This window comes from Ammoniphilus resinae, from assembly GCF_017873965.1.
Taxonomy (GTDB): domain Bacteria; phylum Bacillota; class Bacilli; order Aneurinibacillales; family RAOX-1; genus Ammoniphilus_A; species Ammoniphilus_A resinae.
The window spans coordinates 1-16,618 of the sequence record NZ_JAGGKT010000015.1; the positions used below are offsets into that span (position 1 = coordinate 1).

15 protein-coding genes are annotated in these 16,618 nt (G+C 45.5%); 8 read left to right on the forward strand and 7 right to left on the reverse strand.

Going from position 1 to position 16,618, the window contains the following annotated elements:
* The first annotated feature begins 197 nt into the window (after positions 1–197).
* Together spoVE and glgP are read left to right on the forward strand one after the other, a co-directional pair.
* Complete coding sequence (gene spoVE / locus J2Z37_RS19415) at positions 198–1,301, forward strand: stage V sporulation protein E (RefSeq protein WP_209812047.1); 1,104 nt, start codon at positions 198–200, stop codon at positions 1,299–1,301.
* A gap of 186 nt (positions 1,302–1,487) precedes the next feature.
* Positions 1,488–3,719, forward strand: coding sequence for an alpha-glucan family phosphorylase (gene glgP, locus J2Z37_RS19420; RefSeq protein ID WP_209811973.1), 2,232 nt, complete (start codon positions 1,488–1,490; stop codon positions 3,717–3,719).
* 75 nt (positions 3,720–3,794) lie between these two features.
* Here the strand turns inward: glgP and J2Z37_RS19425 are convergent, their stop codons facing one another.
* On the reverse strand, positions 3,795–4,436 hold the full coding sequence (locus tag J2Z37_RS19425; RefSeq protein WP_209812048.1) for a thiamine diphosphokinase: 642 nt from the start codon (positions 4,434–4,436) through the stop codon (positions 3,795–3,797).
* Positions 4,437–4,615: 179 nt separating this feature from the next.
* Here J2Z37_RS19425 and J2Z37_RS19430 point away from each other — a divergent pair, with 179 nt between their 5' ends.
* Both J2Z37_RS19430 and J2Z37_RS19435 read left to right on the forward strand, forming a co-directional pair.
* The gene (locus J2Z37_RS19430) at positions 4,616–5,095 is read left to right on the forward strand and encodes a hypothetical protein (RefSeq protein ID WP_209811974.1); all 480 of its coding nucleotides are present in this window, start codon (positions 4,616–4,618) and stop codon (positions 5,093–5,095) included.
* A 232-nt stretch (positions 5,096–5,327) separates the two neighbouring features.
* On the forward strand, positions 5,328–5,501 hold the full coding sequence (locus tag J2Z37_RS19435) for an aspartyl-phosphate phosphatase Spo0E family protein (RefSeq protein ID WP_209811975.1): 174 nt from the start codon (positions 5,328–5,330) through the stop codon (positions 5,499–5,501).
* Positions 5,502–5,675: 174 nt separating this feature from the next.
* Here J2Z37_RS19435 and J2Z37_RS19440 read toward each other — a convergent pair whose 3' ends face one another.
* Positions 5,676–6,752: a YheC/YheD family endospore coat-associated protein gene (locus J2Z37_RS19440; RefSeq protein ID WP_209811976.1), complete on the reverse strand. Its 1,077-nt coding sequence runs from the start codon at positions 6,750–6,752 to the stop codon at positions 5,676–5,678.
* 148 nt (positions 6,753–6,900) lie between these two features.
* On the opposite strand from J2Z37_RS19440, the gene J2Z37_RS19445 reads away from it, so the two are divergent.
* The 3 genes from J2Z37_RS19445 (at position 6,901) to J2Z37_RS19455 (ending at position 9,802) form a co-directional block, all read left to right on the forward strand.
* The gene (locus tag J2Z37_RS19445; RefSeq protein WP_209811977.1) at positions 6,901–8,463 is read left to right on the forward strand and encodes an ATP-binding protein; all 1,563 of its coding nucleotides are present in this window, start codon (positions 6,901–6,903) and stop codon (positions 8,461–8,463) included.
* Between the two features lie 38 nt (positions 8,464–8,501).
* Entirely contained in the window at positions 8,502–9,344 is an 843-nt protein-coding gene (locus tag J2Z37_RS19450; RefSeq protein ID WP_209811978.1) for a sulfurtransferase, read from the forward strand.
* Between the two features lie 104 nt (positions 9,345–9,448).
* Positions 9,449–9,802 (forward strand): toprim domain-containing protein, encoded by a 354-nt coding sequence (locus J2Z37_RS19455; RefSeq protein ID WP_209811979.1) that lies wholly within the window; start codon positions 9,449–9,451, stop codon positions 9,800–9,802.
* Positions 9,803–10,253: 451 nt separating this feature from the next.
* Here the strand turns inward: J2Z37_RS19455 and J2Z37_RS19460 are convergent, their stop codons facing one another.
* Entirely contained in the window at positions 10,254–11,156 is a 903-nt protein-coding gene (locus tag J2Z37_RS19460) for a transposase (protein ID WP_209811980.1), read from the reverse strand.
* Positions 11,157–11,734: 578 nt separating this feature from the next.
* Here J2Z37_RS19460 and J2Z37_RS19465 point away from each other — a divergent pair.
* Positions 11,735–12,064 carry an ArsR/SmtB family transcription factor gene (locus tag J2Z37_RS19465; RefSeq protein ID WP_209811981.1) on the forward strand — a complete coding sequence of 110 codons (330 nt, stop codon included), beginning with the start codon at positions 11,735–11,737 and terminating at the stop codon, positions 12,062–12,064.
* 101 nt (positions 12,065–12,165) lie between these two features.
* On the opposite strand, the gene J2Z37_RS19470 is transcribed toward J2Z37_RS19465, so the two are convergent.
* The 4 genes from J2Z37_RS19470 to J2Z37_RS19485 form a co-directional block, all read right to left on the reverse strand.
* Positions 12,166–13,545, reverse strand: coding sequence for a uracil-xanthine permease family protein (locus J2Z37_RS19470; RefSeq protein ID WP_209811982.1), 1,380 nt, complete (start codon positions 13,543–13,545; stop codon positions 12,166–12,168).
* A gap of 19 nt (positions 13,546–13,564) precedes the next feature.
* Positions 13,565–14,122, reverse strand: coding sequence for a bifunctional pyr operon transcriptional regulator/uracil phosphoribosyltransferase PyrR (pyrR, locus tag J2Z37_RS19475; RefSeq protein WP_209811983.1), 558 nt, complete (start codon positions 14,120–14,122; stop codon positions 13,565–13,567).
* A gap of 291 nt (positions 14,123–14,413) precedes the next feature.
* Positions 14,414–15,241, reverse strand: coding sequence for a hypothetical protein (locus J2Z37_RS19480; RefSeq protein ID WP_209811984.1), 828 nt, complete (start codon positions 15,239–15,241; stop codon positions 14,414–14,416).
* Between the two features lie 18 nt (positions 15,242–15,259).
* Complete coding sequence (locus J2Z37_RS19485; RefSeq protein WP_209811985.1) at positions 15,260–16,486, reverse strand: acetate and sugar kinases/Hsc70/actin family protein; 1,227 nt, start codon at positions 16,484–16,486, stop codon at positions 15,260–15,262.
* Between the last annotated feature and the right edge of the window lie 132 nt (positions 16,487–16,618).

Genomic DNA, 16,618 nt, shown 5'->3' on the forward strand with positions numbered 1-16,618 from the left:
GTAAGAAATATGTAGTGTCAAAGCCGTGTGCGTAGGTCCGCATGCACGGTTTATTGAGAGGGGTGGGTCAGTAATGACCACCCCTACTCTCTTTTTGACGTGGGGTTGGCTTCAAAATTGGCCCCCCTCAAGTTTATTCCTTACAAAATCGGATGATAATGAAAAGAAAGGGTGGGATGTGGAAAGGAAGGTGTGCCATGTTGCCAAAATGGACGAAGGTTCAGAAGGCTCCGGATCAGGTTATTCTGTTGACGACATTTTTGCTGTTATCGATTGGAATTGTCATGGTTTATAGTTCGAGTGCGGTGATTGCCACAGGATTAGGTGATAGCTTTTATTTTACGAAAAGGCAGCTGTTGTTTGCTGGTGTTGGACTTTTTCTTATGTTTCTGACGATGAATATTCATTACTCCTTTTGGCAACGGTGGGCCTGGGTGGGGTTATGGTCCTGCAGCGGGTTGTTGCTCTTGGTGTTGCTGCTCGGAAAAGAGGTGAATGGGGCGAAAAGCTGGTTTGGATTTGCGGGATTTGGGATCCAGCCGGCGGAATTTGTGAAGATGGCGCTGATCTTGTTCCTCGCTAACTGGTTTGCCAAGCACCAACAAGAGGTGACGTCCTTTCGCAAAGGACTCTTGCCACCGCTATCGATTACATTTCTCATGCTAGGTTTTATTTTACTTCAGCCCGATCTGGGCACAGCCGCCATTGTGATGGGAACCGTGCTGCTGCTGCTGTTTGTTGCCGGCTGTCGGCTGATCCATGTCGGTGGGCTAATCGCTGGCTGCTTGCTTGGGGTGGTTGTTTTAACGGTGATTGCTCCCTATCGGGTGGCACGCATTACGTCTTTTCTTGATCCCTGGAAGGATCCATGGGGCAGCGGTTATCAACTCATTCAATCGCTGTATGCGATTGGACCAGGGAAATGGTTTGGGCTGGGGCTCGGGATGAGCAGGCAAAAATTTTATTATTTACCAGAACCGCATAATGATTTTATTTTCTCTATTTTATCCGAAGAATTGGGGTTTGTCGGTGCATCGATGGTGATCGTGCTGTTTTTTCTCTTATTGTGGAGAGGGATCCGGATTGCGATTCTCGCCCCAGATTCGTTTGCTAGCTTTCTTGCTGTCGGGATTATTGGGCTGATTGCCATTCAAGTGTGTATTAACGTCAGTGTGGTCACTGGGCTTTTCCCCGTCACAGGAATTACCTTGCCGTTCTTGAGTTACGGGGGTTCCTCCTTGGTGCTTTTGCTGGCCAGTATTGGGATTCTGCTAAATATTTCAAGATATGCGAAGGGATAGGTATAATCGGGTACCATGCGGGTAATAATGATTCTATCCCCCACTTTTTCATATATTTTCCCATTTAGGAGCAGCTGTTAGGCTCCTATTTTTTTTGGCCTTTCCTCGTAGTTTGGCCCCCCTTCGGCACCCCGGCGCTTGCCCGCACATATCTTAAAAGAACAACGAGAACAATGAGGTGAAAGTATGGAGGCAAAAATCGCCTATTTTTCTGCAGAGTTCGGTATCGATTCGTCTCTTCCCATTTATTCCGGGGGGCTCGGAGTGCTGGCAGGGGATCATATCAAAGCCGCTAATGATCTGAAGATCCCTCTGGTCGGTGTGGGGATTTTCTATCGGCGGGGTTATTTTGAACAGCGGATTCTATCGGATGGCACACAGCAGGCCCATTATCCGCTCCTTGATCCAGAGCAGCTGCCTTTGCAAAGGGCTCGCGATAATCAAGGCAAACGCCTGGAAGTTGTCGTGCCGATTGCTAATCGCCAGGTGTTCTTGCACGTTTGGGTGACACATGTGGGGATGATTCCGGTTTATTTATTGGATGCGGATCATGAACGGAACCGGGAGGCGGACCGCCGGTTAACCGATGCCTTGTACGGTGGCAATGAAGAAACCCGGATCAGCCAGGAGATCATCCTCGGAATCGGGGGCGTCCGTGCCTTGCGAAAAATAGGCTTTGCCCCAGACGTTTGGCATATGAACGAGGGACATTCGGCGTTTCTAAATCTGGAGCGGATCCGCGAGTATTCGGCAGCAGGGATTTCTTTTGAGACGGCATTGGAGGCGGTGAAAGCAAGCACCATTTTTACGACGCATACACCCGTTCCGGCCGGTCATGACCATTTTTCCTTCGAGGTGATGGACCGATTTTTCGGGGATTACTATTGGCAGTTAGGGACGAGTCGAGAAACCATTCTCTCCCTTGGCCGGATTGGAAATCGCTTTAATCTCACCCGTTTGGCTGTGCAAACGAGTTCAAAGGTAAATGGGGTAAGCAAGCTTCACGCGGAGGTTACCAAGCAATTATTTCATCACTGGACGCCGCACATTCCAGCCCAGCACATCCCTGTGGAGGCGATCACAAATGGTGTTCACACGATGACCTGGCTGGCCCCTGAGTTAAAAGCGTTATTTGACCGTTATCTCGATGTCAGGTGGTCAAAGCAGGTGGCGGATGTGCGAATCTGGCGAAAGGTACTTGCGATCCCCGATCAAGAGTTGTGGCAAGCACATCAAGCGGCTAAAAAACGAATGCTTGCTGCACTCGGATTGCCCGCGGAACTGCAGGATATGTTGGTGATTGGCTTTGCCCGCCGGTTTGCCACGTATAAAAGAGCTTTGCTAGTCTTTCGTGATCTGGAGCGGATCCGGAAGCTCGTGCAGCATACTGATCGTCCCGTTTGTTTTATCTTTGCAGGGAAAGCCCATCCTGCTGATCGGCCGGGTCAAGAGATTTTGCGCAAGATTGTGCAATGGAGTCAGTCCCCGGAGTTTGCCGGACGGATCTTCTTTGTAGAAAACTATCAGATGGAAATCGCCAAGCATTTGGTGCAGGGCGTTGATGTCTGGTTGAATACACCGATCAAACCTATGGAAGCTAGCGGTACGAGCGGGCAAAAATCCGGCATCAACGGTGTGCTTAACTGCAGTATTTTGGACGGTTGGTGGATTGAGGGATACAACGGAAGGAATGGCTGGGCGATTGAGGGTGAGGGACTTTATCAGGAGCAGGATTGCCAGGATGAAGCAGATAGCCGGTCCCTCTATCAAATGTTGGAGGAGCAAATCATCCCCTTGTTTTACGCGCGGGAAAAGGCGATCCCTGTACAGTGGGTATCGATGATGAAAGAATCTATTCGCTCACTTACCCCTGTTTTTAGCACCAGTTGCATGGTCTCGGAGTATTGGGCAAAGCTCTATATCCCGGCAGCCATCCGTGGTAGGCGTTTTGTGGAAAACGGGTTAGAGGTCGCAGCAAGGGTTGCCGTCTATAAGCAGTTTATCCGTGAAAATTGGAAGCATGTGAGGGTGGATGAGATCAACCTAAAGGGTGCTGGGCAAACAGGGGCACAGGTGCAGTTGAGTACCGCAGAGGCTGGATTGGGTTTGGCAGCGGAATCCATTGTCCAGGCGGTGGTCCGTTTGGGCCCGGTTTGGTGTCAGGATGTACGCGTGGAAGCGGTAGGCTCAGATGGACAGGGCGGCGTTTGGAAACAGGAGCTGCAGCATATTAAGGAAATGGAGTCGGGGCTCCATCTATTCGCTGGAACCTACCACGGGTCCCAGGAAAAGTGGATAGAGGATCATGCCAACATCCGTGTGATCCCTATCAGTCCGGATTTCAGCCATGACTTTGAAATGGAGCTTGCCATTTGGGGGCTAGCTATTGGGTGGCTCACAAGGAAGGTTAATGGATAGTCTATCCATATGGATGAAGCGAACTCATTTTAGACCGTTTATTTGGAATCCCCTATCTGAATTCATACAAGTACTCTAATCCCTGCTCTGAATGACCAAAAGGTAGCCGGTCTTGATTTGAATCTTGCCCTTCTCTCCGAGCAACACATTGCTAATCCCAAGCGAGTCGCCGATTTGCAGCGTGGCATCGGTTAGTGGGTATTGAAAGCCTTCCAGTGTAATCCCGGTCACACTCATGCTAAGGGGTAAAAGGGATACATGGGTATATCGGTCTTTCTGTACTTCGGTCATATGATCGATCAATGTTACTTCGTTATGTTTTCCGATAATCCGGCAGCGAACTTGTTTTTGCAGCCCTTTCAAGAGCAGATGTATATTTGCCAGGGAATGGTCAAAACGGGACCCGAGCACGCCGAAGAGGATGATTTCCTGGGGGTTTTGCTCCAATGCCCAATGAAAGGCCATCTCTGTATCTGTCAAATCTTTCATAACAGGATCACAAGCCCAGATTTTCCCGCTTTTCTGTTCAATGAACTGTCTTTGCTGTGCTGTTACGGAGTCAAAATCACCGATTGCGATCGTTGGGGTGACCTGGTTTTCAATCAGGAAAAACGCCCCGCGGTCCACACCTATTATGACATCATCAGGTGAAAGGTAATCCAAGGCCCATTCGCCTAACTCCCCACCAGAGAATATCATCATTCGCTGTCCGTTCATATTCGAAAGCCCCCACTTTTTAATCAGAATTGGGATTATTATAGCAATCCGTTCTAGCATTGTAAAATTTGTAAACTCATGTACCGGTTGTAATAAATTCACAGAAATTAGGGGAAAACAATAAAATAATCGTATAGATTCCACCAACAAAAATAAAACAGAAGTAGTGGTCCAATGAAATGAAAAAACGTTATGAGGTTATTCTTTGGAGTATTGCTCTACCGGGATTTGGCCAATTTTTAAATGGAAAGTATGTAAAAGGAATTGTTTTTATCCTGTTGGAATTTGTAATTAATGTGAAGGCAAATCTAAATACTGTCATTATTTTCTCCTTTCTGGGGCAGATCGACGAGGCAATCCAGCAAACCGACTACCAATGGTTAATGTTCTATCCTTGTCTTTACCTATTCGCCATTTGGGATGCCTATCGTGATGCCTACCGTGACACAGTGAAGGAGCCTGTGCCTCCTTTTATTTTCTTGCGTTTTGTGATGGCTGCTTTTTTAGGCACTGTTGGTGTTGTATATTCCTCTATTTTTACCCTTTTTGGGATGCGCTTCGGCCCGGTGTGGCTGCCCATCATTTGTCTCATTTTGGGTGTTTTCCTCGGCTATTTTATTGAAATCTGGATGGAGAGAAAACAAATAAAGCTGTCCTAAAAAACAGCTTTATTCTTGTCTTATTGTTGTTTATTAATCACCTTTTACAGGCAGGAATTTATACCTAGTGCGGTCTTGACGAGTAGGACGAAATAGGGATAAAATACATGTAAAGAATTAGCGAAATTACCTAAACATTCACTAAGAAATGTCGATATAATAGAATAATAGAAATAATATTGTATGAATTTGTCCATTATTGCCTGTACAACTGGAAAAATAGGAGGCTATCATGAATGAAGCATTGTTAAATCAGACGATTGAAGATCTAAGAGTGGAAATGGTCCGGTTAGCGAGTGAAAAGGGGAGTTTTTTGGATAAAAAAGTCCTTGCTCTTAGTCAACAGCTTGATCAATATTTGGTTAAACTCGAACGGATCAAGCTAAATCGCTATTCTGCTTCTTAAAACTGACCTACTTTTCCAGAACACATTTGAAGATCTATGATTTGCCGGGCGGGGTGGCCCGGCTGTTTTTATTTTTAATAACGATTGGTTTGTTTAACATGGAGACATGGAAAGGTCCACCAAAAATGATCACCTCAAAAAGCCCCCAAAAATCCTCAAAAATCAGGCTATCCCTTATCCTTTCGAAAATGAACACTGCTGCACTTTTTTCTTCTTGAGAAGGTACCAAGCGTATTGCACAGGGGCTCTTATACTTCGATCAATGGCTTCCTGGTTATCAATTTTGCGCCAAAGCGATCTGCCGGGTTTAATATTGACTTCGAGAATCCAGACCCGCCCATTACGGTCGACTGCGATGTCCAGGCCGAGTTCGACCAGGCGTCTATTTGTGACTTTTTCTAAATACTGTGGAATAAAGAGGGCAAGTTTTCTCATATAGTGGAGAATAAAGTCTGCTTTTTCTCTTCCAAACTGTTTTTTTAGGAAAGGAAAAGCGGGGTGTGCCGTGCCACCGTTTGTTAGGTTGGAGGTAATCTTGTAGCGACTGGGTCCACGCCGAACGCCGAGACCGGAAAGCTGCCATTTTCCTTCGCCATTTTTTTGTACAAGGGCCCGGATATCGTAGACAGATCCATGTTTGTCACGTATGTCGATCCACTTTTGGACAAGGTATTTCTGCTCTTTCATTCGTTCTTTGAGAAAATGGATGAGCTCTTCCTGGGTAAGGTGGAGGATCTGTTCATCTTGCTCAAGCATGTAGGCATTCTCCCCTTGGCTCAGCCGGAAGATGCCTTTTCCACCCTTTCCGTTTAGTGGTTTAATCATGACGGATGTGTGTTTTTGGAGCATGGACCAGACGGTATCCATGTGCTGCAGCATCTGAGTGGGGGGAAGAGAGGGCGCTAACACGGCAGAAGAGGTGAGCTGCTGCTGAATCGACCATTTATTTCCTAGCCCGTACCCAACAAAGGGGAGGGCAGGATGATATTTAACAGCCTTCATTTTTTGGAATAAACTTTTTTCCTCGTAGTAACCGAGGTCCAGGCTAATAGCGGGAAACGGGCTTACCACCTGCTGCCACATACCATCCATGAACATATAGCCGTTGATCTGTTTCTTTTGCAAATGGACATGGTGTGGGGTGAACACCAGAAGATCATCAAATCCTTCTTCTTTGATTACGGAAAGATAAGAGTTGAAGCGCGCGGGGTCTTTGATGTCGTGAATCATAATCCCAAACAGTATGGTCATAAAATCACCCGGCTTTTCGATTTTCTTATTAGTATATTCAAGTATGTGAGGAATGGACTTGGCGGGCGGGCCGTCGTTTTAAACAAAAAACGAATATTATGATATTATGATATAATGGAAAAATCAACCTGAAAAGGAGGGGAGAGGATTGACAACAAACGGGAACAAAATGTCCAAACGTGCAGATGAAACAGATCATACGTTAAGCCGTTTGGCATCGATTGGTCAAATCTCCGCGGGGATTGCCCATGAGGTAAAAAATCCGTTGACTTCCGTAAAAGGTTTTTTACAGCTTCTCCAGGAAGAAACGAAGCATTCCTATTTGGATTTAGCATCCTCTGAGTTGGATCGGGCGATTTCCATTTTACAGAATCTTTTGCAGGTTTCAAAACCCGATTTGGATGACGAATCATATAATTCTATTAATCTGTGTTTAGAATTGGAATCTATTATTTATTTATTTCAGGATCAATTATACAGGGTTCGCGTTGAAAAAAAGTTTGCCGATACGGATCTAGTTGTTTACGGAAAGAAAAATCAGTTGAAAAAGGCTTTTTTTAACCTACTGAAAAACGCCTTTGAGGCCATTCCGGGTGAGGGAACGATCTATATCGAACATAAACAGGTCGGAAATTCGATTCTCTTGACGATCCGCGATACAGGGGTAGGCATTCCTGAGGACAAGATCCCCATGCTAGGCACTCCTTTTTTCTCGACAAAGGATGAGGGTACGGGGATGGGCTTGACGCAAGTGTTTTCTACCATTTATCAGCATGGTGCAAAAATTGATGTAAAAAGCGTAGAAGGAGGAGGAACTACTTTTATGGTGGAATTCCCGATGATTACAAAGGATAATATCGAACTGCGGGATTTGCCGCTTCATTATGAAGAGGGGCAAACACTTAAGCAATTTATGGAAGCAAATGCTGAGACGTTTAGAGAAGTGATTTTGGCTGACGCAAGGCATATCTTCCAACAAATAGAGGGACACGAGACCATTAATCGGGATTACCTGTTGGGAACAGCCCGACGTTTAATTCACAGCTTTGTTGAAGGAATCCCACATGAAATGATCGTCCTAGCCAAGGACCACGGCAAAAACTGGGCAAAAAGCAATCTTCCGCTTATACTAAAAATGGAATGGATTCAAGCCTTCCATAAGGTCTACGCAGATTTTTTATATAATTATTATAAACATAACAATATGAGTTTTGACATGATCTTGAAGGTTGAACGCGAAACCACCTTTTTACTACATACGTTCACAAATCATTACATTTCCAGTTATACGGAATATAATAATGATCTTCTCCGTTCCCACCGGGAATTGATTGAAGAGCTCAGCGTTCCCGTGATTCTGTTAACGCCAACTTTGGGTGTTTTGCCGATGGTCGGTACGATTGATACATTCCGGGCAAAAAATATTCAGGAAAAGGTTCTTTCACAAATTGAAGCATTAAAGCTAAAGAAAATGATTGTCGATCTTTCCGGCGTTGCTTACATGGATACCTCGGTCGTTGCCCATTTGTTCCGTATCATCGAGGGACTGGCCCTGCTAGGGTGTAAGGCCATTGTGACTGGAATTCGCTCCGAAATTGCAAACACCATGATCGAGTTGGGGATTGTCCTAACAGATAAAATTGAGATCCAGGGCACCTTGCAGCAAGCACTGGAGCAGTTTGGACTGAAAGTTTCAGTTATCGCCGAATAGGCAAGAATAAACGTTGAAAAGATGGGATGTGAAGAAAAATGGCAAGCAATCTTGTGAGTGTAGAATGGCTGAAGGAACATCTAGAAGATCCTTCTGTAAAAGTCGTAGACTGCCGATTCATTCTTGGGAATCTGACTGCAGGTTATGAAAGCTATCTAAAGGATCATATTCAAGGGGCTGTTTATTTTGATCTGGAAAAGGACCTCTCCAGCCCTAAAGAAAAGCATGGAGGCAGACACCCTCTGCCAAATCCTTCTCTTTTGGTGGAGAAGCTTGGACAGGCTGGAATTAATCAATCCACAAAAGTCGTTGCCTACGACGATCAAGGCGGTGCCATGGCATCGCGTTTTTGGTGGTTGCTTCAGTACATGGGCCATGAGAACACCTTTGTATTGGATGGGGGATATTCCCTTTGGAAGGAAGAAGGCGGCCCCATAACGAATGAGATCCCATCACCAATAGCAACGGAGTTTGAACCAAACATTCAGCATGACATGGTCGTAACTATAGATGAGGTAAAGGCGAGGATGGGGCAAAAAGGAACCGTGTTAATCGACTCTCGGGAGGACAAGCGTTATCTTGGAATCGAGGAGAACGTTGATCCCGTAGCTGGACACATTCCTGGAGCGCTAAACTATTTCTGGAAGGGTATACTTGACGAGAACGGACGGTTAAAAGAGGCGAATGAGCTTAAAAACCATTTCCAAAATATAATCTCCCAGGAAGAAGTCATTGTCTATTGTGGTTCAGGCGTAACCGCTTGTCCCAATATCCTAGCCTTAAAAGAAGCAGGTTACCTTCGCCCGAAGCTCTATTCAGGCAGCTGGAGCGATTGGTGCTCTTATGCGGAAAACCCTGTTGCAACAGGAAAAGAGCAGTAAGTAAAAACACTGGTTCACGGTTCTTACTTCACCATATTTATTGTAAATGGCAGATGTGAGTGGGACAAAGTAAGAGTAGGAGACGGAATGTAGGAGAATAGCAAATGGACGATAATAAAATCATCATCGTAGAAGGTAAAACGGATAAAGAAAAGCTCCTGCAAATTTTGAACGAACCAGTCGAGATTATTTGTACTTTTGGAACGTTAAGTGAAGAAAAGATAGAGAATATGATTTGGCCGCTTCAAGATAAAGAAGATGTTTACGTTCTAGTTGACGCCGATCATGCTGGCAACAAGCTAAGACAACAGCTAAAGCGAGAATTACCGAACGCAAGACATCTTTACACTCGTAAAATTTATCGTGAAGTAGCAACAACCCCATTGGATCATCTGGCCAAAGTCATGGCTGATGCCCATTTTGAAATTCATGAACAATTTTTGTTACCCGAACAGTAAGTAGAGAGCCCTGGATTGGCAGATTGTTTACCATATAGTCGTTTGTGGAGGGAGAGGGCCGCTTGTGGTGGTTGGGTGGTGCAGTATGTATTTTCGTCACCTTTGACCACTATCCCTTTCTCTCAGACGACAAACCTTCGTTTTATCGTGATTCCATTTCTCTTTGTGAAATAGAAAAATAGTGTGTACAAGGGGGCGGGCATCTCCTTTGTTTTGTCTCCTTATGACCACTATCCCTTTTCTTCAGGGAGATGTTTTTTAGTTTTTCTTGTTGGAAAAAGTGGGGGTGGTGGATAAGTGATATATATATATTCTGTTGCCCTACGCGCACTATCCCTTTTTCTCAGGAGAGACTCGGGTGGGTGGGTTGCTCAATTTTATCGTAAATAGGGGAGTTGGTTTTGAACTCCTCTTTTTTTTGTTTTTTTGTGGATTTAGGGACCTTGGGGACCTAAATCGCCTGTAAGAGGTTTGAGTTCCTGTTTTTTCTCCTCCTTCTGGTCACCTGCCAGTAGTTCGCCTTCTTCGTTGAGGCACATAGTTGAATAAGCCCCTGGAAAAGGGGAGCTTGATCCAGTGCCTGATTGACCCGATAACAAAACTCGTCTAAATAAGCCTGCAAATGGCGAACGCCGATCCCGTGAAAGGTTTCGTTCAACCACTGAGAAGCCTTTTTGAAATAAGGATATCCTATCTTGAGTCTGCGGGGCTTGAGTCGTTGTGTCATATATTCCACTTCAGAATCCTCTGCCTCAATATACCTCTCCGCAAATGACTTTTTTTGTGGAGTCGAAATAAACTTCTCTCTCGGAGATTCCAAGAGAAGTTTCATTTTGATATAGGTGGGTTGTTTTTGCTCATTCAAGGATGTACCCACAAGGAGAAAATGCTCTTTGGGATGGGTCTGGTGGGTTATGTTGTAGGGGTGGCCGTAGCAGGCATCATGCACTTGGACCATGCCGGACAATAGATGGGTGGCATCGGACGTACTCATGGCCCGACGGATCTTCTGGAGGATTAACCAGGAGGTTTTGTAGGTGACTTGGATGATCTCTTTCAGTTGCACCGCATTGATCCCAGGAGAAGGGCGGGAGGCCAAAAAGATGGCAGTAAACCATTTTTGCAAGGGGGTCGGGCTCCCTTCCATAACGGTTCCAACGGTTAAAGACGTTTGATGGCTGCACTGGGCACACTCGTAGAGGGGAAGACGGCGGGTCGTGATCCGATAGAAATGCCGATGGCTGCATTTAGGGCAAACAAACCCATGAGGCCACTTCATTTGAAACAGATAGTCCGCACAGATGCCCTCGGAGTAAAAACGGTCCTTAAATTGATCGAGATTCATCGTATCCATGAATAACTCCTCCTTTAACGAACATATATTCTATTTGTAGATTAACAAACAGGTGTTCCTGTGTAAAGAGAAAGTATTCGACAAAAGGGTTTAAGCAATAGCCCCTCCTGAAAGAGAGGGATAGTGGCCAAAAAAAGCGTGAATAGGTATAGTCGACAGATTGGTGCCAAGAGCCAAGAGACACCAGAAAGTATCCCTGAAGGCAAGGGATAATGGTCAAAAGGAGCGGGAGAAGGAATGGTCGGAGGAGGGTGCCAACAACACATGGGGGAGCAACCCTGAAGCAAAGGGATAGTGGCCAAAGGGAAGCAGAAGATAGTATATAGCTATAACTGTCCACGGACTGTTTCATTGCCCTGAACTGCCAAACTGGGTGGTGGAAACTCTGAGAATAAGGGATAATAATCAATAAGGAGAATGGAAATAGATAGGCTTGTGTTATTTTTCGCTTAGAAAATGGAGGGTTTTGGGGAGCTGTTGGCGAAGCCTTTAGAATAGGAGTAAAATCAAGAAGGGGTCTTCTTTAATGGTCGTCTGATTTAAATGGAAATGGCATGATAATAAGGGCGGTTTGATAAATGAGTGATGAATTGCAAAGATTTAAGGCTGAATTTTTTAAGGCATTAGCCCATCCGCTAAGGATTAGAATTTTAGAGGAATTATCAGAGCATGAAGAACTAAGCGTGAATGAAATACAAACTAAGTTAAATAGTGAGGGGTCTGCGGTATCGCAGCAACTTTCTATTTTAAGAAATCGAAACATCGTTTCCGGACGGAAGGAAGGAACAAGTGTATATTATAGCTTAAAGGACCCAATGATCAAGGATTTGCTGCAGGTTGCAAAAGCTATTTTCAATAACCATTTAATCGATAGTATTTCCATGCTAAAGGCGATTCGTAAGGATTAAGAAGACCCACTTCTAATCCTAAGTTTAACTCCAAAAGCTTAGCACACATAAAATTTTGATAAAAAAAGCCGGCCAAAGGATGACCGGCTTTTCTGTATGGGCTAAGATACTTTTTCCGTGGTGTTAGGTTGTTCTTCTCCATTCTTAGCAGTACCAAAAGCTGTTTCCTTGCCCGGCAAAATGGCATGGAGAAGAATTCCCAGAAAAGTTGCCATTGCGATATTGTCAATCGTAAGATTGGCAACGATGTTTTCAATGTGGATATTATGGAATTCCAATTTAAATCCACCGATTCCTGTGACTAGAATAATCGCGGCGATAACCATGTTGCGCTTTTCCGCAAAATCAATTTTATTTTCCACATACATTCGTATCCCTTGCGCAGCAATAATTCCAAACAGGACGATCGATACACCGCCTAGAACAGGTTTTGGAATGGTCATCAGCAAGGCTCCAATTTTACCGACAAAAGCGAAGATGATGGCAAAAACAGCAGCTAGGGCAATAACATTCCGACTGTACACACGAGTGATGGCAAGGACGCCGATGTTTTCGCCGTACGTTGTATTCGGTGGACCACCAATGAAAGACGCAAGGGAAGTGGCCAAACCGTCACCAAGCAGCGAGCGGTGCAGACCGGGCTTTTCCATCAAATTACGTTCCATCACACTTCCTGTAACGAGGAGATGTCCAATATGTTCGGCCAATGTGACGAAGGCAACAGGAACAATGATAAGAGCAGCAATCCAAGCACTAGGTGAACCGAAAGCTTCAAAAAGTTGTGTCGTGAGCATATGCTTTGTAAACATTTCACTAGGTGTAACGATCCAAGGTGCGTCTACAATTGATTGAAAATCAATCCACTGTGGATAGCGGATAGCAGTGTAGACATAACCAGCAATCATTCCTGTAAGAATCGGGATCACCGAAAGGAACCCGCGAAAATAAATATTGGCAATTACGGTGACAAGCATCGCTACAAAGGCAATCTCAACGGCATGAAGTGAATATTGCGGACCGTCTGCCGTAGCTAGAGGATCGTTTAAGGCCCAGCCAACGGCAACCCCTGCGACACTTAGACCAATGACAATGATAATCGAGCCGATGACCATCGGTGGCAATAGACGATTGAGCCAACCTACACCGATTCTTGCCACAATGGAAGCAACAATCACGTAGACAATCCCCGCGAGCAAAGCTCCAAGCATGGCTGCTCCAGGGCCTTCACTTGCGGATACGGAGATGATAGGACCGATAAATGCAAAGGAAGAACCTAAATAATTGGGAATCATGCCTTTGGTCAAAACAAGAAAGAGTAAGGTTCCTAACCCGCTTGATAATAAAGCAGCCTGAACATCCAACCCGGTAATGATCGGAACCAGAACGGTCGCGCCAAACATCGCGAACAAGTGCTGCAAACTTAAGGCCACCCATCGGTGCAATGGGGGTGTTTCATTAATATCTACATAAATTCGTTTCATCTATAAACCCTCCTTTTAGCTAGATTTCTTCTTGTATCGTGACCCGTTCAGCCTGATCAAACTCCATCAACTCCACCAGAATAAGTTCGGATCGGGAAGTAGGGACATTTTTACCGACAAAATCGGGACGAATGGGAAGCTCGCGATGCCCGCGATCAACAAGGACAGCAAGCTGAATGATTTGCGGGCGGCCTTCATCCATCAAAGCATCAAGCGCGGCACGTACGGTACGCCCTGTGAACAGGACATCATCGACGAGAATGACCTTTTTCCCTGTGATCGAATCAGGAAGCACAGATTCTTTCACCTCTGGTTGCGCCTTTTTCTCCACCAAATCATCACGATAAAGCGTGATATCCAGCTCTCCAACAGGGATCGATTGTCCCTCAATCTCCTCGATTCTCTGAGCCAAACGCTGCGCGAGGTAGACTCCACGGGTACGGATCCCAACTAAAATACAATTTTCGACCCCTTTGTTTCGCTCGATAATTTCATGGGCAATCCGCGTCAAAGCCCTTCGCATAGCGGCTTCATCAAGCAGCACATTCTTTTCGTACAGATGTTGCGGGGCATTCATAAAAGCACCTCCATTTATTCCTTATAATTTATGATGTACTAGCACGAAGAAAGATATTTTCAACAAAAAAGGCTACCTGTCAGAAACTGACAAGTAGCCTAGTGGTAATCTTCGCAAATAAACAGAGTATCAGCAGGCCAAGTTTACACAGAGCTTACATAAACGAGGGACCTACCAACACGACATCCGGCACCTTATCAGCCTCACAGGACTGAATTTAAAGGTTCATATGCAATTGTACCTATTAAAGCACTTTGCATGGGAGATGTCAACATATATTTTTACTATCCTTTAGTTATTAATCTTCGTATTTCGCATCAACGTGTGGAACAAGTCCGGGATCTTCCTCTCTTGCTTTGGCGGCTCTTCAGGTGCCGGTTCCTTTGCTGCGGCCACATAGGCGGAGGCTGGGGAAGACGGTCTTCGTTCCAGCTGTGGCTGGGATCGAGGACGAACAGGTTCAGGTTGATAGGGAATTCTTTGTCCAATTTGATTGATCGGACCTGCGTAATGATTTTGGGAGACCTGATTCCCGTGAGCACCTGGAATAGCCTGAACACCTTGATGCCCTATAACACCATGGTCAACTGCGCCGGGTTGAGTGTCGTGAGTTGCTTGTATGCCGAGATCTCCATGATTGCCATGAACCCCATGGATCCCTTGATCCAGATCCCCGCCTTGGCTGACTGTGCCGTTGTGATCAGGATGCGTGTCTTGATTAATAGCGCCATCTTGATTAAGCGGCACGTCCTGGCCAGTCTGTGCGAGCGGATTGCTCGGTTGGATCAATGACCCCAATTGACTCAATTGACCGCTGATAATGGCGGACAGTAAATTGACAACCAACTGCTTCCCGGCAGGAGTGCGCAGGAGCTCTGCCTGCTCGGGAGGGAAGGTGTCCAAGTAGATGCGTAGGCTGTCTGTTTGATCTACTTGCTCGCCAAGATTTGACAACCCCTTTTCCACACACTCTAAAAAGAGCGAGTTGCGGGTGATCGAGCGGTCTTGTTTGGATCGTTTGGCTAACAGATGATTAAAGTCATCCACCCAATCGTCATCAGGGATCCAAAGAGAAAGGGTTTTCCCGCCCACGAGGTTTTTGGTTTTGCTGCTGCTCATAAAATCTTACCTTCCTTATTAGACAGCACTAATGGCTGAACCATAATAGGCAAAAAGGTAGGCGCGGGAGTTTAGGTACGGCAAATTTCGGATCTCTCCAGGAATCGAAAATTGATGGAGATTTTGGAAATAGTAATGGCCGAACAAAGCACCACCGCCTGCAAGGTAGAAGCGTTCAATTTCATCATTATTGTCCCAGATCATATTTAAATAGCCCTCAACCTGTGCCGTATATTCCTGCAAAATAGGAAGAATCAGCTTTGTGACATCTTCATTCTTGCGGGCTTGGTGGGAGGCATAAAAGATTAAAGCTTGTCCATCCAAATTGGCTTGGAAGGCAGGCATCAATACCTTTTGGATGAAACGCTCACGGCTGCCCATGTACACTAGGTTATGTGCCCCAAAGTAGCTGGTAACAGCTTGAATCATCTGGTCGATATAATGGTTTGTTCCATAATAGACTTCCTGGCCTCTAATATTAAGGGACTGTACACTGTGCGAAGGGCGGGGGATGACACGACCGCCGGCATCATACAAGGCAATATCCATCGTACCAGCACCTAAGTCAGCGATGGCAAAGTTCCCGTTTTGGATTTCTTCTGCGAGCGGAGTCGGCTGAAGAGATCCTTTTTCAAAATCGAGGGCAAGGGCTAACGGAATTTGCGCGGCCTCTGGATTTGGGAATGTATCTGTGACATGAATATAAACCACTTGGTCTTCAAATTGAGAATTCAAAAACGTTATCTCGTGATATCCCTTCATTTGGTTCATATCAAGGGAGGTGTAGCGATCTTTGGCATCATTTACAGGCATGCCGTAGGAATGAACATTGCGCACGACCGTTTGTCCGCAATTGCAGGCTGCAACCGCTTTGGCGACAAGAGAGACAATTAAGTGGGTCACACTTTCGGACTTCTTAATCGTGGTATCACCCTGTTTAATCTCATCGGCATGCGCAATTTGTGCGGTATCACCGACGTAATAGTGCTTCATGTTGTCGATGCCCCCGAGTAGGGGAGCGGTGGAACGAATGCGCACATGATAGAAGGGCTCTTGCGATGCCCCAGTCGTATTGGCGATTCGTTGCTTACGTGCTTCCGCTTCTACAACTTGAGTAGGAAGTGTCAGCGACCCAATTTCATTTTCCGGGGTTATGTAGCTCTGCTTTAAACTCATGTACCCATCGTCGTTTCCGGAAAACAATTCCCAAGCGTTTTCAAATTGAACGGAAAAGGGATTCTTCACAGGCAGTTGCTCCTCTCAAATTTAGATATCATAGAGATGATATTTTTTCCGCATAGGAAAGAATAAGCTTCTTGAATTAACATCCCTATCGGCATGAAAAGCTTCCTCTTAAGATGGATACATCTACTTCGA